Origin of the sequence: Bradyrhizobium sp. LA6.8 (genome assembly GCF_040547935.1) — a bacterium.
Taxonomy (GTDB): Bacteria; Pseudomonadota; Alphaproteobacteria; order Rhizobiales; family Xanthobacteraceae; genus Bradyrhizobium; species Bradyrhizobium barranii.
In genome coordinates, this window is record NZ_JBEPQQ010000009.1 from 191,175 (window position 1) to 212,303 (window position 21,129).

Consider the following 21,129-nt stretch of genomic DNA (forward strand, 5'->3'; position numbering starts at 1 on the left):
TCGCGGTCCCGCCGCCGCGGGCATGGTCCGGACCATCAACTCCATCCTCGCTAGACCCATTGGCTCAATCGCGCCGTCGCGCCTTGTGCAAGGCTCACCACAAAGGTGGCCATTGCGACAGAGACGCATCCTCATTGCGGGATTTCCCAGGCTGATGACCGATCTTCTCGAGCATGTCGTCGCGAAAGATCCGGCATTGTCCGTAGTCGGGACGAGTGACGACGCCAATCTGGCAACGGAGGCACGCCGCACCCGGGCCGACGTCCTCGTGGTGGCACAGAAGGCCCCGGACGAGCGCGACAGCCTCGCGAGCCTTCTGCACAGCCGGCCGCGGATGAAGGTCGTGACCATCGTCGCAAGCGGCGAAAGCGGCGCGCTCTACGAGCTGCGGCCGCACCGCACGGCCATCACCGAGATCACGACGCAATCCCTGTCGGAAGCCATTCGGGATCCGCCCGGCCCGAGGCGCAGGCCGCGCCAGCGGCGCGCCCGCCGGCCAGGCAAGACCATCGCCGCGGTCTGACCAAGGAAGACGGACCGCCAAATCACAGGAGCCGACATGCCCTCAGCCCTTCTGCAACCCGGCGTCTATATCGAGGAAATCTCCAGCGGCGTGCGCTCGATCTCGGGCGTGGCGACGTCGATCGCGCTGTTCATCGGCTGGGCGCCGCGCGGCCCCGTTGACCGTGCCGTGCGCATCTCGAGCTTTGCCGACTATGAGCGCGCCTATGGCGGGCTCGACCGCCGCGCCAATCTCGGCTACGCCGTGCGCCAATTCTTCGACAACGGCGGCAGCGACGCCTACGTCGTGCGGATCGCGCTGTTCAATTCGGGAACGCCCGCCAACGACGCGAAGACCGCGACCTGCGCGATCAACGATCTCGGTATCGAGGCGAGTTCGCCGGGCCTGTGGGCCAACTCCTTCAGCGTCCGACTGACGCTGCGTGCGGACGACAGCACCCGCTTCCGGCTCGACGTCATCGGCCCGTCGCCGAGCACTGACATCGTGGAGACGTTCCAGGACCTGTCGATGAACAAGGCGGATCCGCGCTACGCGCCGAGCGTCGTCAACGGCCGCTCCGCCTTCATGGACAAGCTGACCACGGCGTCAACGACGGTCCCGACCCCGGCCACGAAACCATTTGCGGGCGGCGCCGATGGCACGGTCCTCTCCGCCAATGACGGTCCGTTCGTCAGCGCGATCGATCCGCTGTTCGCGACCGGCGGGATCGTCGATCGTATCGACATCTTCAACCTGGTCTGCGTGCCCGGCCTCACCAACGTCAATTCAACAACCCAGGGCGCACTCGCCAAGCTACAGCAGCGCTGCCACGTCCGCCGTGCGTTCCTGATCATCGACAGCCTCCAGAACGAGACCGTCGCCAACATGAGCGGCGCCAACGGCGAGGCCGGCCTGACCGGCTCGGACGGCAATTTCTCCGCGCTGTACTACCCGTGGGTGATGCAGGCCGATCCGCTGCAATCCGGCGTCGTGCGCGACTTTCCACCTTGCGGCTTCGTCGCCGGCGTCTACGCCCGGACCGACGCCACGCGCGGCGTCTGGAAGGCGCCAGCCGGCACCGATGCCAGCGTCAACGGCGGCGTCGGCTTCGCGTTGAGCTTGAGCGACGCCGAGAACGGCCAGCTCAATCCGGTCGGCGTCAACTGCCTGCGCACGCTGCCGGTCTACGGCAACGTGGTCTGGGGCGCGCGCACGCTGCACGGCCAGAACGACCGCGGCTCGGAATGGAAATACGTTCCGGTACGGCGCATGGCGCTGTTCCTGGAGGAGAGCCTCTACCGCGGCACGCAATGGGTGGTGTTCGAGCCCAATGACGAACCGCTCTGGGCGCAGATCAGGCTCAACATCGGCGCCTTCATGCAGGGCCTGTTCCGGCAGGGCGCGTTCCAGGGCCGCTCGCCGCGCGAGGCCTATTTCGTCAAATGCGACCGCGAGAGCACGACGCAGGCCGACATCAATCTCGGCATCGTCAACATCATCGTCGGCTTCGCGCCGCTGAAGCCCGCCGAGTTCGTCGTCATCAAGATCCAGCAGATCGCCGGCGACATCCCAACCTGAGGCAAAGACACCTGAGGCAAGCAAATGGCACAATTCTCGGTCAATCCGCAGCGCTTCGATCCCTACAAGAACTTCAAGTTCCGCGTGAAATGGGACGGCCGCTACGTCGCCGGCATCAGCAAGGTGTCGGCGCTGAAACGCACCACTGAAGTGGTCGAGCACCGCGAGGGCGGCGATCCCTCGACGGGACGCAAGTCGCCCGGCCGCAGCAAGTTCGAGGCGATCACGCTCGATCGCGGTGTCACCCACGACACCGAGTTCGAGAAATGGGCCAACAAGGTCTGGCATTTCGGCGCAGGACTTGGCGCCGAGGTCTCGCTGAAGGATTTCCGCAAGGACATCATCCTCGAGGTCTACAACGAGGCCGGGCAGCTCGCGCTCGCCTACAAGCTGTTCCGCTGCTGGGTCTCTGAATACCAGTCGCTGCCCGATCTCGATGCCAACGCCAATGCGGTGGCGATCCAGCACATCAAGCTGGAGAACGAGGGATGGGAGCGCGATCAGGCGGTCGCCGAGCCGTCCGAGCCCACTTTCACCGATCCAGCCTGAGACCGCTCATGCTCTCCGCCACCGCACAACGCGAGCAGGACATCCTGGCGCTGTGGGACCGGGCCGCCGGTCGCGCGCAGCGCCAGCGCGACGATGCTCTGTTCGCCGCGGCGGGCGCAGCGCCGACGGACTCGATCGGCACGGGCAATGCCGCGCTGCTGGCCTTGCGCACGCGATTGTTCGGCGCGCCGTGGCGGCTGCGCGCCGCCTGCCCCACCTGTCACACCGACTGCGAGTTCACGGCGGACAGCGCAGTGCTCGCGGACGGACTTGCACCACCGGCTGACGCCGTGCCGCCGCGTATCACGAACGGGGGCCGCGAGCTGGCGCTGCGGCTGCCGACGCTTTCCGATCTCGCAAGCCTCGCCGCGACCTGCGATTCCGCCGCCGCGGCAAAACTCTTGCTCGCGCGCTGCCTCGGTGAGGCGCCGCCGGCTGCGCAGGACATCCTGCACAGGGTCGAGGCCGAGCTCGAACGTTGCGATCCCGGAGCGGTGCTCAGTTTCGCGCTCGACTGCCCCGATTGCGGCCACGCCTGGCAGGCCGTGATCGACATCGCGCCGGCGTTCTGGACCGAGGTGCAGGCGGCGGCCGAGCGTACCCTGCTCGAAGTCGACGCGCTCGCGCGCGAATATGGCTGGAGCGAGGCCGAGGTGCTGGCATTGCCGCACACCCGCCGCGCCGCCTACCTGCAACTTGCGAGCGCGTCATGACGGGCCTCCTGCAAAATCTTGCACGCATCGGCCGCGGCGAACCGATTCCCGGAGCGGCACGCGTTGCCCTGCCACCGCGTTTTGCCGCCCCGCCCCGGAATGACGATGCTCCGATGCACGAGACAAGACTGGATGAAAGACAGACACCGGCATCCTCGCCGGCGGCATTGCCGAACATCACCGGCGCAGACGATCCTGCCACTGGAGTGCAGGCGCCGCAGCGCAGACAAAGGGAGCCGGACAACGAAGCCGCACCGTTACGTCTCGAAGCCAAGGTCGCAGCTACCGCGCAGCCGCTTCAATCAACCGACGCGCCGTCAAGATCGCCTGTCGATGCCCCTCTGCCTGCCGCCCCACGCGATCCGCCGCGCGGCACACAGCCGCGTGACACGGTCTTGCGCGACACGCCCCGCCCCCGAAACGAGGCTGCAACACCGCCGGCGCTTCCGCTCGGCCAGACCGCGCTCGCCGGCCAGGCGCAGCGCCGGCGCGAGACACCGCCGGTCATCAAAGTGACGATCGACCGCATCGACATCCGCTCGCCGGAGCCCCCACGCGCGGCACGCGCCGTCAAGCCCGCACCAAAGCCGTCGGTGTCGCTATCCGACTATCTGCGCCGCCCTGGACCCGGAGGCCGCGCATGAGCTCGCCGCTCGCAATCGGCGCGGTCAGCGCAGTCCTGCGCAACCTGCTCGACAACGGGCTGATCGAGGCCGGGCCCGCGGTCGGCGGCACCGTCAATGTCAGTGCGGTTGCGCCCGACACGATCGACCTCGCCAGCCCTGAAGAGCAGCCGCGGCTCAACCTGTTCCTGCATCAGGTGACGCCGAACCCCGGCTGGCGCAACCGCTCCCTGCCGTCGCGGTCCTCGACCAGCGGCGAGCGCCTCACCAACGCACCGCTCGCGCTCGACCTGCACTATCTGCTGACGGCCTACGCGCGGGTCGACTGCCAGGCCGAGATCCTGCTCGGCTACGGCATGCATCTGTTGCACGAGCGCCCGGTGCTCGATCGCGCCGCGGTGCAGCGCGCGCTCAATCCCAATCCGCTCGACGTCGCGATGCTGCCGCCGGCGTTCCAGGCGCTCGCTGCCGCCGACCTTGCCGATCAGGCCGAGTTGATCAAGATCACGCCGGCCGTGATGGGGCCGGAGGAGATGTCACGGCTATGGGCCGCCATCCAATCGCATTACCGGCCGACGGCCGCCTATGTGGTGTCGGTGGTGCTGATCGAGGCCACGAAACCCGCAGTCTCGCCGCTGCCGGTGCTGTCGCGCGGGATCATCGATCCCGCGACCAAGCGCGACCGCGGCGTCGTCGTCAATCCCGACACGTTGCCTCCGCTGCCGACGCTGTTTGCGGCGACGCCGCAGAACAAGCAGGCCGGCGCGCGGCTCGGCGAGCCCGTGGTGCTCTCCGGCATTCGCCTCAGCGGCAGCAATTTTCATGTGCGGCTGGCGCACCCGCTATTTCCAGCTCCTTTTGAACTGGTGCCGGGCGCCCCGAACGACGACGGCACCGAGCTCACCGTGACGCTGCCGAACGATGCCGCTGCGCAGGCCGCGCTCGCGCCGGGGCAATGGAGCCTCACGCTGCGCCTGCTTCCGACCGGCGAAGCCAATGAGCGCGAGACCAACGCGGTGGCCCTGGTCATCGCCCCAGCACTGGTCATTGCAGCCGATGCCGGACTTTCGCTGCCCGCAGCGACCGTGCTGCGCAAGACTGCGCCGCTGCGCGTCACGGCCACCCTGTTCTCGCGGCCGCAGGTGCAGCCGCGGCAGCGCGCGAGCCTCGTCCTCGGCACGGCGGAAGCCACCGCCAAACCGCGCAGCGCGGCCACCGATCCGCTGGTGTTCGACTTCCCCGCGACGCTTCCCGCTGGAGCCTATCCGGCGCGGTTGCGCATCGACGGCGTCGACAGCCTCCTGCTCGATCTCAGCGGCGATGCGCCCGCTTTCGATGCCTCGCAAACCCTGAGCGTGCCGCCATGAACATGCACGACAGACCGCAAGCGCAGCCGGGGCTCGATTGGGCCAGCCGCAACCAGCAATGGCTGGCGGCGCAGTTCGCTGCGCTGCGCCTGCGCCTCGCACGGCAGTTGCGCGATCCATCGGCCAACGCCGAGCCGCCTCCGCCGGAATGCGGCGATGATTTCGAGCCCGCGCTCGACGCGCTGACAAAGCTGTTCGGTCTGTCAGCGTTCGAGCGCGACGTCGTGCTGCTCGCGGCCGGCGTCGAGCTCGACAGCGCGCTACGTCGCCTCGTCGGCGTGGCGATGACGCAAGCGCCCGAAGCCATCGCGAGCACGCAGCCGACGTTCAATTTCGCCATGCAGATGCTGAGCGAACCACATTGGGATGCGCTCTCGCCGCTCCGGCCGTTGCGGCGCTGGCGCCTGATCGTGTGCGAGGGCCGCGAGGCGCCGCCGCGCCGTCCGATCCAGATCGATGAGCGCGTGCTCCACTACCTGACCGGCGTGGCCGCGATGGATGCCCGCCTGATCGGGCTCGTTCGCTGCGAGCCGGTCGGCTCTATCCAGCCCGATACACCACAGGCGAACACGATCGCGCACGCGCTCGGCACGGGGGCGGCCGCCCTGGCCGCCCTGGGTCACGCTCGCGGCGAGATCGAGCCGCAGCAAGACCTCGCGCGCGGGGCGCTCGCCTGCCTCGGTGCGAACGGCCTGTGGTTGCACGCCCGCGACCTGCCGCACGATCCGCGCGAGCTCGCCGAGATCGCCCGTCTGCTCGACCGCGAGGCCGCCCTCTCGGATGCCATCATCGCGCTCGAGCTCGACCGCCCGATCGAGGCGACGGATGCCGAGGCGCATGCGATGACGCTGCTCGCCCATCTGATGGGGCCCGCGATCGTGCTCAACGCGCCGGAGCCGGCCCGCTTGTCGCGATTGCGGCAGCGCCGTATGCTGCGGCTCCAGGTTGCCGATGCCCCGGCCGCCGCGCGGCAGGTCGCAGCCTTGCGGGGGCATTCGCGTGAGCAGGCCGCCACGCTCGCAGCCGCGCTGCGTCCGGCGCTGCGGCAGTTCAACGTGCCCGCCGCCGACCTGCGCCTCGTGGCCACCGAAGCCCTCGCCGAGACACAGGCCGATCCCGCTCTGCTCGGGCCGGCGGTGTGGCGGCTCTGCCGCGCCGCGGTGCGCGGCGGGCTTGACGGGCTGGCGCAGCGGATCGACAGCCGCGTTGGTTTCGACGACCTGGTCGCACCACCGGTGGTGACCGCGCAGCTCCGCGCCATCGCGAATGAATTGCAGCACCGGCCCCGCGTCCATGGCGACTGGGGCTTTGCCGCGCATAACGGCCGCGGGCTCGGAGCCGCCGCGCTGTTCGCCGGCGAATCCGGCACCGGCAAGACTTACGCGGCCGAAGCAATCGCGAGCGCGGCCGCACTTGATCTCTATCGCATCGATCTTGCCAGCGTGGTCAGCAAATATATCGGCGAGACCGAGAAAAATCTGAGCCGGCTGTTCGAGGCCGCGGAGACCAGTGGCGCCATCCTGCTGTTCGACGAGGCCGATGCGCTGTTCGGCAAGCGCAGCGAGGTGCGCGACAGCCATGACCGCTTCGCTAATATCGAGATCGCCTACCTCTTGCAGCGGATCGAGACCTATCGCGGGCTCGTGATCCTCACCACCAACATGAAGAGCGCGCTCGACCGCGCCTTCCTGCGCCGCATCCGCTACGTGGTCCAGTTCCCCTACCCTGACGCCGCCGCGCGCGAAACACTGTGGCGCATGCAGTTCCCTGCCGATGCACCGCTCGGCGAGGTGGATTTCGCAGGCCTTGCCAGGCTGCAACTGACCGGCGGCAACATCCGCGCCATCGCGCTTAACGCCGCCTTCCTGGCCGCCGCCGACGGCGGACGGATCGAGCAGGACGCGATCAACGCCGCGGTGCGTGCGGAGTTCTCAAAGCTCGAGCGGCCTCGGCCGGGAGTCGGGCCATGAAACATTCCGGCATCGATATCCGGATCGGACGTCTCGTCGTCGATGCGTCGCGACACTCCGAAGCTGCGGGACTTGCCGACGCAATCGGACAGGCCTTGCAACAGCGGCTCACGGGGTCCTCCAACGAGGCGAGCGCCGCCCATGCCGAGGCGCCGCGCGCGGTCGCCGATCGGATCGCGGCACGATTGACCACGACATCCGGCGCCGGCGCTCCGCGAGGCAAGCCATGACCGTGCATGCCGCACCAAAGGCGGTGCCGAAGCCATCCTCACCGGCCCATGCGCCCTCGCTCGAGCTTCGTCCGACCCGCGACCGCTTCGAGAGCGAGGCCGAGCACGCGGCCGAGAACGCCCTGCGGTCATCGCAGCCGGTTGGCCCGGCCCCGGTGCTGTCGCCGCTTCCTCGCCCCACCGGCACGACGGGACAGGGCGCGCCGGCCGCAGTATCCGAGGTTGTCGGATCGGCCGGCTCGCCACTCGGCGCTCCGACGCGCGAGACGATGGAACGCCAATTTCGTTCCGACTTTAGCCATGTGCGGATCCACATCGACGCGCAAGCCGCAGCCTCAGCCCGCGCGATCCGCGCAACCGCCTACACCGCGGGCGCCCACATCGTGTTCGGCGACGGCGCATACAACCCGCAAAGCCCACGTGGCCGGCACATTCTGGCGCACGAGCTCGCCCATGTCGTGCAGCAGCGCGGCGCGACCGTGCCGCCGGCGGCGGTGCAGCGGCTCGCCTGGTACGAATCGATCGCCGTGTTTTTCGGCGCCGAGGGCAATTTCGGCGACAAGGAGCTGCTCGCCTATCTCGACAAGATCACCAAGTCCGCAGCGATCGAAGGCAGCTTCGACAGCGACAACAAGGCGCGTGCGATCGTCCGTCGGTGGAAAGCCGGCCAGGCCGAGTTCAAGCTCGATCCACTGCAAAAGGCGCTGTTGATCCTGGAGATGCAGGGCGGCCCCACACTCGATGACGACGAGAACGCCATCCTCGACCTGCTCGAGCTGAGCGATATCGCCGCACTGAGGATCATGTTCGGTTCAGGCAAACTCAGCGTCACCGAGCTCGAATCCGACATCGACGGCGCCGAGTACAAGAGGTTGAAGCGCTTCTTCGCAACCCGCTTTCGCGGCGGACGCGACGCGCTCGCCAAGGGCGACGTCGAGCCACAGGGCGAACCGGGCAAGGGCGCGCCGACCTTCGCCTACGATGCCATGGCCATCAAGATCCGGATTGCGACGGCAGCGGGCCACGACGAGGTCGCCACCATCGCCGCGGAGGTGTTCGCGCTCGCGCCGGCCGAGCGGGCGAAGGCCACGGAGGAACTCGGCCGCGAACGCGCCGACATCGCCCGCCGGTTCGACCTCCTCAGCGACCAGGCCGAAGATGAGAGCGATCCGGCGAAGAAAGCAACGCTCAAACAGCAGGCTCACGCGACGGAAAGGATCCTCGACAAATACGACGTCATGCTTCAGGGCGTGTTCCGCGACGTCACGCTGATCACCAGCGCCGGCGATCTGTCGACGACGGTCGAACCCGATGCCGCGAAGAAGGCAGACATCGCGGTGGCGCTGAGGCCCGACCCCAGCAGCCCGCTGCCATTCGACAACTCCCCGGCGGGCAAGAAGAAGTACGACGACGCCTTGCGCTTGCTGATGCCCGGCATGATCCAGGACTACTGGGATGAAATGGTCAAGGACAAGGGGACCGCGGAGCACGGCGATCCGAACAAGGTGCACCACCTTGCGGAGTTCGAGCGGATCGGCAAGGCCAGCAAGGACGAAACCGACAAGGTGTTCGGCGAGTACTACGACCAGTCGAAGCATCCCGAGCTGAAAGCCGATACGCTCGGCGCGCGCGGCAACATCCACGACCTGTTCGCCGAGACCGAGGCCGAGCTCGCGGGCATGGACAGCACCGAGAAGCGCGACAGGGCGAAGGCGCTGTTACGGTATTTCTTTCAGGCCAACGACCGCGTGCGCGCCATCAATCGCAAGCTCAATGCCTCACCGCATTTCGATGCCAGCAACAATCCCGTGGGCGACGAGGCGATCATCCTCGACCAGATCGCCGACGACTTCACCAGCACGGCCGCGCAGGTCGACAAGCTGAACGAAATCGACCGCGGCTGGGATGCCTCCGCCAATCTCGGCGACATCAACATCCAGATCTTCAAGAAGGCCGATTCGGACAAAGATCGCGATTTCCTGTGGGACATGTTCCAGACGCTGATCCACGAATATATCCACACGCTGCGGACCACGGAATACGACAATTTCGCCAATACTTTCGGCGATGGCTCCAACGAGAACAATACGCTGATCGAAGGCGTCGATTCGCTCTTCGACGAGATCGCCTGGGAGAATGTCGCACCGCGGGTCAACGATCCCAAGCTGCGCGAGGCGGTTGAGGGCCCCGCATATGCAAAGCTCAAACCGATCACCGTGCAGCCGGCATCACGCCGACGCTATTCCTCGTATGCGGAGGCGGTGAAGCTCGTCAACGTCGTCGGCATCCGCAACCTCTACGCCGCCTATTTCCAGGGCGACGTCAAGAAGATCGGAGGCTGAGCGATGCAAGCCGCGCGCCCGTCGGATCTCGCTCTGTCACCGCTGCGGCTGCTCGCCGGGCGCGACCTGCGTTCGTTCGCAGGCCTCGCGCACCCGACCTCCCTCGACGACGTCGCAGCCGTGTTCGATCTCGACCGCTCCTGGCATGGTCAGGGCGCGCTCGGCAGCGCCAGGCACCGGACCGACTGGTTCAACGCCTCGGCCGCAGGCTTCGCGCGCGGCGCGCGGGTATGGGCAAACGACGGCACGGTGGTGCTGATCGATGCGACCGACGTCGTCCTCGTCGAGCCGCTGCCGTCGTTGCTCGACGCACTCGGCGAGCCGGAGACAAGGCTCAATTCGTTCCAGGGGACGTTCGAGGTCGAGGCCAATGAATACGTGTACGCGCGGCGGGGCCTGACGCTCTACGTCAACGGCGCCGTCGATACGCCGCTCCGGATCGCCGCGTTCGCACCGGGCAGTCTTGAACGCTATCAGCGCGACTTGCGGCTCGACCTTCAGATGAAACGGCTGCCGCCGTCGCGCGGCCCATCGGGGGGGCGCCTGCCATGACCGGTCTCACCTCGTCCCCAAAACTGATCAAGGGCGGCCTCGTGGTGCTGGCGCCGGGCGGCGGCACGGTGCGACGGCAGATCGCGCTCCAGTACAATCCGGACACGCTGAGCCGCAGCTACCAGGTGCAGGGCACCGGCGGCGACGGCTCGGCCGGCGGGCGGGCGCAACCGTTCCGGCTGAAAGGGCCCGCGATCGAGACCATCAAGCTCGACGCCGAGATCGACGCTACCGACCAGCTCGCCGATCCCGACGCGCACGCCAATGCGGTCGCCTTCGGCATCGCGCCGCAGCTCGCGGTGCTCGAGGCGCTCGTCAATCCGAGCGTCGACGATCTGCTCGGCATCGCAAGCCAGGCCGATGGCGGCACGCTCGAGATCCTGCCGCCGGAGGCGCCGCTCACCTTGTTCGTCTGGAGCAAGAACCGGGTCGCGCCGGTGCGCGTCGCCGAGTTCTCCATCGTCGAGGAAGCGTTCGATCCCGCGCTCAACCCGATCCGCGCAAAGGTCTCGCTCGGGCTGCATGTGATGAGCACCGACGATCTCGGCTTCTCGCATCGTGGCGGCACCATCTTCCTCAATTACCTGCGCAACCGCGAGACGCTTGCCGGCCTGACCGGCAGCGCCTCACTGGCCTCGCTTGGCCTCACCAGTCTGCCCTGACGGAGCACATGATGTCCTCGGATCCCGTCCAGATGCTGATCGATGCCGGTGCGTTTCCGGACAACAGTTTTCCGCCAAACAGCCGCTATCACGGCGCCGCGATCGGGCGGCTCAAGCGCAGCGCCGACGATCCCGGTGTCGCCTATGTACTGCGCCGCTTCATCCCCCAGGCGCGCGACATCGGCATCGCCGGCGAACACATCGTCAATGCCGGCGAACGGCCCGACACGCTCGCCTCCGCAACGCTCGGCGACCCCGAACTGTATTGGCGGATCGCCGACGCCAATGTCGTGACCGATCCGCTCGAACTCACCGACACGCCCGGTGAGCGCGTGCAGATCCCGCGCCCGAACGGGCTGTAAGGAGACGATCCCCGATGATGCAGGGCGGCGTCCAGCTTTCGCTTCAGATCGGCCCGGCGCCGGTGCCGGCGCCGCGCGAGGTGCTGGAGACGCTGACCCATGCCAAGATCGAGATCGGATCCGGCGATGCGCAGAGCGGATTCGAGCTGACCTTCGATCTGCCGGTGCGCTCGCCGCTGCGCACCATCTTCCTGCTTGCCGGCGGCGGCGCACTGCCGCCGCTGCTGCGCGTGGTGCTGATCGTCACCATCAACGGCACGGCCGAGTCCGTCATCGACGGCATGGTCACCAATGTCGAGACCCAGCCGGGCAGCGGCGGTGTCGGCAAGCTGGTGATCAAGGGCAAGGACATGTCGGCGCTGATGGACATCATCGAGCTGCCGGGCCTGCCCTTCCCGGCGATGCCGCCCTCGGTGCGGGTGTTCGCGATCCTCGCCAAATACGCGGCGCTCGGCGTGATCCCGATGGTGATCCCGAGCGTGCTCGACATCCCGCCGATCCCGGTCCAGCAAATCCCGCAGCAGAAGGGCAGCGACTACGCTTACGTCAAGAAGCTCGCCGGCGAAGCCGGCTACGTCTTCTATCTCGAGGCCGGTCCCGCGCCCGGTGCCTCGAAGGCCTATTGGGGCCCGGAAATCCGCTTCGGCGCGCCACAGCCGGCACTCACCACCAACATGGACGCGCTCACCAATGTCGAGGAGATCTCGTTCAACTTCGACAAGGAACGCAAGGTCATGCCGATCGTGTTCTTCCAGGAGGCCAACAGCAAGGCACCGATCCCGGTACCGATCCCCGACATAACGCCGATGAGCCCGCCGCTCGGCGTGGTGCCGCCGCTGCCGCCGAAGATCGAGAAGCTCTCCAACACCGCGCATCTGTCCGCGCCGCAGGCGCTGATGGCGGGGCTCGCTTATGCCAGCCAGCACAGCGACAGCGTGTTCGGGAACGGCAAGCTCGACGTCGCCAGATATGGCCGCGTCCTGAAGTCGCGGCAACTGGTTGGCGTGCGCGGCGCAGGCCTGCCGTTCGACGGGCTCTATTACGTCAAGAACGTCACCCACGAGATTGAGCGCGGCTCCTACAAGCAATCGTTCTCGCTCGCACGCAACGCGCTGATTTCGACCGTCCCGCAGGTGCCGACATGAGCGATGCGCCATTTTTCGGAAAGTATCGCGCGGTGGTGATCAACAATATCGATCCGCTGCAGATCGGCCGGATCCAGGTGATGGTGCCCGACGTCGGCGCCGTGATACCGACGAGCTGGGCGATGCCTTGCCTGCCGACCGCAGGCATCAATGCCGGCTTCTTCACGGTGCCGATCATCGGCGCCGGGGTCTGGGTCGAGTTCGAGCGCGGCGACCCCGACTATCCGATCTGGGTCGGGTGCTACTGGGGCAGTGCCGCGGAGGTGCCGGTGCTGGCGCACGCAGTGCCGCCCGGCGTGCCCGGCATCACCCTGCAAACCCCCTTGAAGAACGGTCTCACCATCAGCGACGTGCCGGGCCCGACCGGAGGCATCCTGATGCAGACAACGACGGGCGCGATGATCTCGGTCAGCGACGTCGGCATCACCATTTCCAACGGCAAAGGCGCGGTCATCACCATGACCGGGCCGACCGTCGACGTGAATCTCGGCGCGCTCACCGTGATCTAGGAGACGCACATGCCCGCTCCCGTCTTGCATCTCGGCGCCACCGTATTGTGCAGCCATGCCGGACAGGCGACGCCGGTCGCGCCGTTCCCGCGTGTGATGCTGTCGGGCCAGCCAGCGGTCAATCTCACCAGCCCCTACGCGATCGCGGCCTGCTCGCTCACCGGCTCGGCGCCGCCTTGCGTCACGGCGCAGATGGTGGTGGGCGCGGCGCGGGTGATGATCGGCGGCGCACCGGCCGCGACCATGATGGGACAATCCGTCTGCACGCCGACGGGCACGCCGATGCTGCCCGTCGTGGCGCAGACGCGCGTGCTGGCAACCTGAGGGGAGGACGGCGTGAGCAGCGAACTCGATTTCCCCTATCATTTCGACGACCAGGGCCGCACGGCGACGACCGGCCGCCCCGATCACATCCGCGACCTGATCGAGCAGGTGCTGTTCACGATGCAGGGCGAGCGGGTGATGCGGCCGGATTTCGGCGCAGGACTCCTGGCGCTGGTGTTCGAGCCCAACTCGGTGACGCTCGCCGCGACGACGCAGATGCTGGCCCAGGCCGCGCTGCATCAGCACCTGTCACATCTGATCGCCGTCACCTCGGTCGAGGTGATCAATGACGATGCGGTGCTGCGGGTCGAGATCCGTTACGTGGTGCTGGCCGACCGCACCAGCCACGTCGCGAGCTTTGCGGTTCCAGGAGGCGCGGCATGAAGCAACATTGCTGCGATCCGCGCCGGCTCGAGGTGCTCGAGGCCAAGGGCAGCGCTAACGCCATCGCCTTCATCGAGGTGCTCGACCTCGCTTCTCCGCCCGGCGCGCCACGGCAACAGACCCTGCTGGTGCGGCTCCTGCATCCCGGCTTCACGCTCTCGCCGGACAACCTGCGCATCACCGGCGGCGAGCGGATCGCGACCGTCGGCGTGGTCTGGTGTGCGCCGGCCGACGCGCTGCCGGCCGAGGCCGAGCCGGGCCTGGTCGACACCGTCGACGATCTCGCCCGCACGCTGGTCGTCCGGACCGACAGCAGCGGGGATTATTCGATCTACAATTTCGGCATCTTTGCCAATTCCGGCTCGGCCCTGCCGCCGGCCGGTTTCGATCCCAAGCTGTCGGCGATCGACTTCACCTTCAAGGTCGAATGTCCCTCGGACTATGACTGCGCGGACACCGCGCCGTGCCCGCCCACGCCGCGCTTGAGGCCGGAGATCGACTATCTCGCGCGCGACTATCAGGGTTTTCGCCGGCTGATGCTAGACAGGCTGAGCCTGCTCGTGCCCGGCTGGCAGGAGCGCTCGGCCGCTGATCTCGGCGTGACCCTGGTCGAGCTGCTCGCTTATGCCGCCGACAACCTCGCCTATCGCCAGGATGCGGTCGCCAACGAAGCCTATCTCGCCACCGCGCGGCAGCGCATCTCGGTGCGGCGCCATGCGAGGCTGGTCGACTATCATTTGCACGAGGGCTGCAACGCGCGCGCCTTCGTGCATTTCGGCGTGAATGGACAGAAAATCGCGCTGCCGACGGGCACGCAGCTGCTGACCCGCGTGCCCGGGTTGGACGTGGCGCTGACGCCGGGCTCGCGCGCGCTCAGCGATGCGATCGACGGTGGCGCCGAGGTGTTCGAAACGGTCACGCCAGCCGAGTTGGACCAGCAACAGAACAGTCTCACCTTTTATGCCTGGGGCAACAACGGATGCTGCCTGCCCCGCGGCACCACGCGCGCGACGCTGCGCGGCCACATTGATACGCTCGCCATCGGCGACATCCTGATCTTCGAGGAGGTGATCAGCCCAACGACGTTGTCTGCCGCCGATGCCGATCCCGGCCATCGCTGCGCGGTGCGGCTGACCGAGAGGACGCTTACGAGCGATCCGTCCGGCGGGCTGTTCGACGAGCCTCCGGTCGACGGCCCGGTCGACGTCACCGAGATCGCCTGGAGCGAGGCCGACGCGCTGCCTTTCCCGCTTTGCCTGACGGTGGAGGACCGCCCCGAGCTCGCGATCAGTGTTGCGCGCGGCAATATCGTGCTCGTCGATCACGGCCGCTCGCTGCCGCCCGAACAGCTCGGCGTGATGCCGCGCGCTAGCCTGAAGCAGGCATCGCGCGCGCCGGGCAATTGCTGCACCTCGTCCCCGGACGTCATGCTGCCGCCGCGCTTCCGCCCGGTGCTGGCAAACAGCCCGTTGACGCAATCCTTCGATCTCGGCGCGCTGCTCGCCGTTCCCGTCAGCAACGACAAGCCGTGGTGGGCGGCCAGCACATTTTCGCTCTTGTCGCCGCGCGACGCCACGCCTGCCATCGTCGATCTCACGGGACAAGTCGCCGGCATCACCGAGCACTGGCTGCCGCGACGCGACCTCATCGACAGCGCCGGCAACGCGCCGCATGTCGTGGTCGAGATCGACAACCACGGCCGGGCCTTGCTGCGGTTCGGTGACGGCCTGCTCGGCAAGCGCCCGGCCGAAGACACCGCATTCACGGCGACCTACCGGATCGGCAATGGCACATCCGGAAATGTCGGCGCCGAAGCCATCGCCCACATCGTCAGCACCACGGACGGCGTGTTCGCGACCGTACGCAATCCGCTTCCCGCATCCGGCGGCGTCGAGCCCGAGGACATCGAAGCCGCGCGCCGCGATGCCCCACAGGCGTTCCGTACCCAGGAGCGCGCGGTGACGGCGGCCGACTACGCCGCCGCCAGTGAGCGACGCGCCGACGTGCAGCGCGCGGCCGCAACGTTCCGCTGGACCGGAAGCTGGCACGCCGTGTTCGTGACGCCCGACCGCTTCGGCGGCGGCGTAGTCGACGCGCCCTTCGCGACGCAGCTGCGCAACCATCTCGAACGGTTCAGGATGGCCGGCTACGACCTCGACGTACGGCCGCCGCGCTATGTGCCGCTCGATGTCACACTGCATGTCTGCGTCAAGCCGGACTATTTCCGCGCCGAAGTCGCGCAGGCCGTGCGGACGGTGCTGTCGAGCGCGGTGCTGCCCGACGGCACGCTCGGCCTGTTCCATCCCGACAATTTCTCTTTCGGCGATCCCGTCTATCTCAGCCGCATCATCGCGGCCGCACAAGCGGTCGAGGGTGTCGAGGCGGTGCAGGCGGAAAAATTCCAGCGGCTGATCTCGCCGATCGCGACCTCGCTGGATGACGAGGTGATCCCGATCGGAAGCCTCGAGATCGCGCAGCTCGCCAATAATCCGAGTTTCCGCGAGCGCGGCCGGCTCATCATCGAGGCGGGAGGCGGCAAATGACGCTACCGGTTCCAACCATCAAGCCTCATGCCCTGCCTGCCGGCAGCGAGAGCTGCGGCTGCTGCGCCGGCGTCGAAGCCGAGACGCCGCAAGGCATCTCGAACCGCTACGGCCTCTCCGCCATCGCCTATCGCGTCGGCGACTACGCCCAGTTCCGCGACAGCCTGCGCGCTGCGCTGTCCTCTGCCGCGTTCGCACCGCTCGGCAAGCTGCAAAGCCGCGCCGATGACGATTTCACCATCGGCCTGATCGATGCGTTCGCCTGCGCTGCCGACGTGCTCACCTTCTACCAGGAGCGCATCGCCAACGAATCCTATCTCCGCACTGCGCTGGAGCGCGTCTCGCTCCAGGAGATGGGCCGGCTGATCGGCTACCGCCTGCGGCCCGGCGTCGCCGCCGAGACATGGCTTGCCTTCACGTTGGAAACGCCGCCCGCGCCGCCGCCAAAACTGTCGCCCGAGCCGGGCAGCTTCGTCACCGGCGTGCCCGCTCAAGTGTCGATCGAGATCGGCACGAAAGTGCAGAGCGTACCGGGGCCGGACGAGAAGCCGCAGACCTTCGAAACGGTCGAGCGACTGGACGCCGCACGGCCGGCCTGGAATGCGATCCGACCGTGGCTGGCGGAGACACGCCGACCGGACAAAGGCGACACGGTCATGTACCTCGCCGGCCAGCGCAACAATCTGAAGCCGGGCGATGCGCTGCTGATCGTCGGCGATGCCTTCAATCCCGGTACGAATGACAGCAACTGCGATTTCCGCTTCATCGACAGTGTCGAGCTGCAATCGGATTTCGATCGCACCAAGGTGACCTGGCAGCTCGGTCTTTCCGGGGTCACGGCCGCCCAGAACTCGAAGGTCTATGCGCTGCGCAAGCGGGCAGCACCCTTCGGCCACAACGCGCCGATGTGGAAGTCGATGTCGACGGACTTTCGCAACAACTATCCGAGCGGGAGTGACGCGCCGGAGTGGCCCGACTACACGATCTCGCCGATGGGCTCGGCCCAGGGCGGCGGTTTCATTGATCTCGATACGGTCTATTCCGAGGTCCGCGCCGGCGGTTACGTCGTGCTTTCGATGGCAGCCAAGGGCTCCATCCAGGTCATCATCAAGGCCTTCGGCAAGTCGGATGTCATCCTCGATCTCGGCCCGCATCTCGACGTTTACCAGATCGCCGATGCGGACGAGACGTCGCGCGCGGAGTTCGCGCTGGCCGGCAAGGTCACCCGGCTGCAATTGCGCGGCTCCCATTACGACCGCTATCAGGACCAAGTTCGTCGCATCACGGCCTTCGTGCAGTCCGAGCAGCTCGCGCTCGCGCCCTACGCCGTCGATGATGCCGCGACCGGCAGCAGCATCCCGGCGGCCGTCAGTGCCGATGGCCTCGTCGCAGGGCGACGGCTGATCGTGCGAGGCAATCGCGTCTCCGACGGCCAGGCCGTTGTCGTGCAGGCCAACCTCGTATCCGCTCAGGCTGTCGATGCCGGCCGCTGCATGCTTCAGATCGATCCGCCGCTCGCCGGCAGCCTCGACCGCGGCAGCGTCGTCGTTCATGGCAATGTGGTGCCGGCCTCGCATGGCGAGACGGTGACTCAGATCCTCGGCTCGGGCGATGCGGCCCAACCGTTCCAGCAATTCGAGCTGAAGCAGGTGCCGCTGACCTATCGCGCCGCCGCCAATGAGAGCGGTGCCGCAAGCGAATTGACGCTGCGGGTCGGCGAGATCGCATGGCACGAGCGCGCGACGCTGTCCGGCGCGGCCGCCACCGATCGCGCCTTTGCGCTCGATATTGACGAGCAAGGGCGCAATCTCGTGAAGTTCGGCGACGGCACCAGCGGCGCGCGGCTGCCGAGCGGGCTCAACAACGTCCGCGCCACCTACCGCAAGGGCATCGGGGTCGGCGGCAACGTTCGCGCCGAGACGCTGAGCCAGTTGCTGTCGCGCCCGCTCGGCCTCAAGGGGGTGAGCAACCCGTTCGCGGCCGAAGGCGGCAACGACCCGGAGCCGGCGGACGCGGCGCGACGCAGCATGCCGCTCGGCGCCCGCACGCTCGGCCGCGTCGTGTCCGTCCTTGACTATGAGGATTTTGCCCGCGCCTTCACCGGCATTGCCAAGGCGCAGGCGCAGGTGTTGCAACTGCCGCGCGGAAAGACCGTCGCCATCACGATCGCGGGACCACCCGGCGCTCCCGTCAATTCGACAAGCCCGGTATGGACCAATTTGCTCGCTGCGCTGAAAGCTGGCGGCGATCCGCACGTCGCCGTGATGCTGTTGCCCTACCAGCCCGGCACGTTCCGGATCGGATTGAAGGTCAAGCGCGATCCCGATTTCGACGCCAAGGCCGTGCTCACCGCGGTCGAGGCGGCGCTACGCGCGCACTTCGCCTTCGACGCGCGTGAGCTCGGCCAGCCGGTGCAGCAATCCGACGTGATCGCGGCGGCACAATCGGTGCCGGGCGTCATCGCTGTCGACCTCGTCCAGCTCTATGGCGGCACGGCGCCTCTCGCGCAGACCATTCCCTCGCGCCAGGTCCGCCTGCTCGCCTCACGGATGCATGTCGACCAGGGCGTGGTGAAGCCGAGCGAGCTGCTGACATTGAACCCGGCGCCGTTCGACCTCCTGGAGGAGATGGCATGAACAGCCTCACCCCCGAACGGCTCTACAGCCTGCTGCCGACGCTGCACCGGTTGCGCGACGCCGCGCTTGCGGGCGATCCCGCAAAGGCCGGTCCGCTCCAGGCTCTACTGGCGGCATTTGCGCGCGAGTTCGCCACGCTGGAAGAGTCCGTCGACCAGCTCTACGACGACCAGTTCATCGAAACCTGCGCCGAGTGGGTGACGCCCTATATCGGCGACCTCATCGGCTACCGGCCGCTGCGCGGGCTCGGCACCGAGCTGACCTCGCCGCGTGCCGAAGTCGCCGACACCATCGCCTTTCGCCGCCGCAAGGGCACCGCGCTGATGCTGGAGGAGCTCGCGCAGGACGTCACCGGCTGGCCGGCACATGCGGTCGAATTTTTCGAGCAGCTCGCCACCACGCAATACATGAAGCACATCCGCCTGCATGCGCCCGCGACCTGCAATCTGCGCGACACGGCGGCACTGTTCCGGCGCGACGGCGCCTTCAACAGCATCGCGCACACCGCCGAGATGCGGCGGCCGGAAACGGGCGCCGGCCGCTACAACATCCCCAACATCGGCATCTTCCTGTGGCGGCTGTTGTCGCTGTCGCTCACGGCGGTGCCGCTGACGCCTGATGCCGGCGATGCGACCGGCCGGAAATTCCGTCTCAACCCGCTCGGCGCGGACATGCGGCTGTTTCGATTCGCGCAGGCCGAGTCCGACATCTCCCATCTCGCCGAGCCGATCAATGCGCCGGAGCCACTGTCGGTGCGGCTGATGGCAATGGCGGTGCGCGCCGCACAGGCAACCGCACAGCCGGACGCACAGCGCGAGGACGATTATGGCGCCGGCGAGAGCCTGGTGTTTTTCACGCCGGGCACCCCGCCCATCCCGGTGCCGACGGCCAAGGTGCAGGTCTGCGATCTCCGCGACATTCTCGATGGCGGCGGCAATGTGATCGGCTGGGCCCATGAGGCGCAGGTGACGGCGGGCACGATCGGCTTCGATCCCGAACGCGGCCGCGTGCTCCTCGGCGATCCCGCCGACGGGCCACTGCTTGCGACATTCCACTATGGCACTGCGCGGCAGATCGGCGGCGGCGAGTATCCGCGCGTGCCCGGGTCGGGCGATATCGGCAACGAGCAGACCGTCGATGCCGGAGGCGCGTGGCAGGCCAAGCTCAATCTGATCAGGACCGGTGGCCGCCTCATCATCGGCGACAGCCTGACCTACAAGGAGACGCCGACCTTTGTGGTCGACGACGTGACCGGCGATGCCACGCCGCACCATGTCGTGGTCGCCGCGCATGACCAGACCCGCCCGTTGCTGGCGGCAGGCGGCGAGATCACGCTCGACATCGGCGCGCGCGGTCGCCTCACGCTCGACGGGCTCGTGATATCGGGCGGCGCGTTGCGGCTGGCGGCCTTCGCCGATGTCGAGCCGCGGGAGCTGCTGCTGCGCGATTGCACGCTGGTGCCCGGACTGACTCTGAATGGGGACGGCAGTCCGACCTCGCCGGGCGAGCCGAGCCTGATCATCGGGCATCCCTTTGCCAAAGTGACATTGGAGCGCTGCATCCTCGGCCCGATCCACGCCGTCACTGATGCCGAGGTGACGCTGACCGACTGCATCATCGATGCCGGCGCGCCGGGGAACGTCGCCTTTGCCGCCGATGCCGCAGGCGGCCCCGGCGCCGAGCTGACGGCCGCCCAATGCACCGTCATCGGCAAGGTTCACACGAAACTGTTGAAGCTCGCCTCCAACACCATCTTCTTCGCAGAGCTTGGTCCGAAGCCCGCGGAAAAGTGGATCGCGCCGCTCTTGGTCCAGCGCCGCCAGGAAGGTTGCGTCCGCTTCTGTTACGTGCCTGCGGGTTCGATCACGCCGCGGCGCTTCCATTGCGTGCCGAATGACACGGCGCCCACGGCGCTGCCGCTGTTCACCTCGCTGCGCTATGGCGATCCCGGCTACGGGCAGCTGCGCCGCAGCACCAGCCTCGCGATCCGCGCGGGCGGCGACAATGACAGCGAGATCGGCGTTCTCAACGCATTATTCCAGCCGCAGCGCGAGGCCAATCTCAGGCTGCGGCTCGATGAATATCTACGTTTCGGGCTGCACGCGGGCCTGTTCTTCGCGAGTTGACCGAGTGCATCG

The 21,129-nt window shown here is 67.6% G+C and carries 19 protein-coding genes; all 19 read left to right on the forward strand.

What is annotated here, in order from left to right:
* Positions 1-154 precede the first annotated feature (154 nt).
* The 19 genes from ABIA90_RS35105 (at position 155) to ABIA90_RS35195 (ending at position 21,117) form a co-directional block, all read left to right on the forward strand.
* Entirely contained in the window at positions 155-523 is a 369-nt protein-coding gene (locus tag ABIA90_RS35105) for a hypothetical protein (RefSeq protein WP_085405637.1), read from the forward strand.
* 36 nt (positions 524-559) lie between these two features.
* Entirely contained in the window at positions 560-2,080 is a 1,521-nt protein-coding gene (locus ABIA90_RS35110) for a phage tail sheath family protein (RefSeq protein WP_354120373.1), read from the forward strand.
* 24 nt (positions 2,081-2,104) lie between these two features.
* Positions 2,105-2,629 (forward strand): phage tail protein, encoded by a 525-nt coding sequence (locus tag ABIA90_RS35115; RefSeq protein WP_071911630.1) that lies wholly within the window; start codon positions 2,105-2,107, stop codon positions 2,627-2,629.
* An 8-nt stretch (positions 2,630-2,637) separates the two neighbouring features.
* A complete protein-coding gene (locus tag ABIA90_RS35120) occupies positions 2,638-3,342 on the forward strand; it encodes a hypothetical protein (protein ID WP_354120372.1) in 705 nt (234 codons plus the stop codon).
* A gap of 395 nt (positions 3,343-3,737) precedes the next feature.
* Positions 3,738-3,986 (forward strand): hypothetical protein, encoded by a 249-nt coding sequence (locus tag ABIA90_RS35125; protein WP_354120371.1) that lies wholly within the window; start codon positions 3,738-3,740, stop codon positions 3,984-3,986.
* Positions 3,983-5,332, forward strand: a complete 1,350-nt coding sequence (locus ABIA90_RS35130; RefSeq protein WP_354120370.1) for a Pvc16 family protein — start codon at positions 3,983-3,985, stop codon at positions 5,330-5,332. The genes ABIA90_RS35125 and ABIA90_RS35130 overlap by 4 nt, the downstream gene beginning before the upstream one ends.
* A complete protein-coding gene (locus tag ABIA90_RS35135; RefSeq protein ID WP_354120369.1) occupies positions 5,329-7,302 on the forward strand; it encodes an ATP-binding protein in 1,974 nt (657 codons plus the stop codon). Before ABIA90_RS35130 ends, ABIA90_RS35135 begins: the two co-directional genes overlap by 4 nt.
* A complete protein-coding gene (locus ABIA90_RS35140) occupies positions 7,299-7,532 on the forward strand; it encodes a hypothetical protein (RefSeq protein WP_354120368.1) in 234 nt (77 codons plus the stop codon). Before ABIA90_RS35135 ends, ABIA90_RS35140 begins: the two co-directional genes overlap by 4 nt.
* Positions 7,529-9,874, forward strand: a complete 2,346-nt coding sequence (locus ABIA90_RS35145) for an eCIS core domain-containing protein (protein WP_354120367.1) — start codon at positions 7,529-7,531, stop codon at positions 9,872-9,874. Before ABIA90_RS35140 ends, ABIA90_RS35145 begins: the two co-directional genes overlap by 4 nt.
* A gap of 3 nt (positions 9,875-9,877) precedes the next feature.
* Entirely contained in the window at positions 9,878-10,426 is a 549-nt protein-coding gene (locus ABIA90_RS35150; RefSeq protein WP_354120366.1) for a hypothetical protein, read from the forward strand.
* Positions 10,423-11,088, forward strand: a complete 666-nt coding sequence (locus tag ABIA90_RS35155; protein WP_354120365.1) for a hypothetical protein — start codon at positions 10,423-10,425, stop codon at positions 11,086-11,088. The genes ABIA90_RS35150 and ABIA90_RS35155 overlap by 4 nt, the downstream gene beginning before the upstream one ends.
* A gap of 32 nt (positions 11,089-11,120) precedes the next feature.
* Positions 11,121-11,450: a Base plate wedge protein 53 gene (locus tag ABIA90_RS35160; RefSeq protein WP_354120364.1), complete on the forward strand. Its 330-nt coding sequence runs from the start codon at positions 11,121-11,123 to the stop codon at positions 11,448-11,450.
* A 14-nt stretch (positions 11,451-11,464) separates the two neighbouring features.
* On the forward strand, positions 11,465-12,595 hold the full coding sequence (locus tag ABIA90_RS35165; protein ID WP_354120363.1) for a hypothetical protein: 1,131 nt from the start codon (positions 11,465-11,467) through the stop codon (positions 12,593-12,595).
* Positions 12,592-13,104 (forward strand): phage baseplate assembly protein V, encoded by a 513-nt coding sequence (locus ABIA90_RS35170; protein ID WP_354120362.1) that lies wholly within the window; start codon positions 12,592-12,594, stop codon positions 13,102-13,104. The genes ABIA90_RS35165 and ABIA90_RS35170 overlap by 4 nt, the downstream gene beginning before the upstream one ends.
* A 9-nt stretch (positions 13,105-13,113) precedes the next feature.
* On the forward strand, positions 13,114-13,428 hold the full coding sequence (locus tag ABIA90_RS35175) for a hypothetical protein (RefSeq protein ID WP_247303523.1): 315 nt from the start codon (positions 13,114-13,116) through the stop codon (positions 13,426-13,428).
* 12 nt (positions 13,429-13,440) lie between these two features.
* Positions 13,441-13,812 (forward strand): GPW/gp25 family protein, encoded by a 372-nt coding sequence (locus ABIA90_RS35180; RefSeq protein WP_063981950.1) that lies wholly within the window; start codon positions 13,441-13,443, stop codon positions 13,810-13,812.
* Entirely contained in the window at positions 13,809-16,355 is a 2,547-nt protein-coding gene (locus ABIA90_RS35185) for a putative baseplate assembly protein (RefSeq protein WP_354120361.1), read from the forward strand. The genes ABIA90_RS35180 and ABIA90_RS35185 overlap by 4 nt, the downstream gene beginning before the upstream one ends.
* Entirely contained in the window at positions 16,352-18,991 is a 2,640-nt protein-coding gene (locus ABIA90_RS35190; RefSeq protein ID WP_354120360.1) for a putative baseplate assembly protein, read from the forward strand. Before ABIA90_RS35185 ends, ABIA90_RS35190 begins: the two co-directional genes overlap by 4 nt.
* Entirely contained in the window at positions 18,988-21,117 is a 2,130-nt protein-coding gene (locus ABIA90_RS35195; RefSeq protein ID WP_354120359.1) for a hypothetical protein, read from the forward strand. The genes ABIA90_RS35190 and ABIA90_RS35195 overlap by 4 nt, the downstream gene beginning before the upstream one ends.
* Positions 21,118-21,129: the final 12 nt, after the last annotated feature.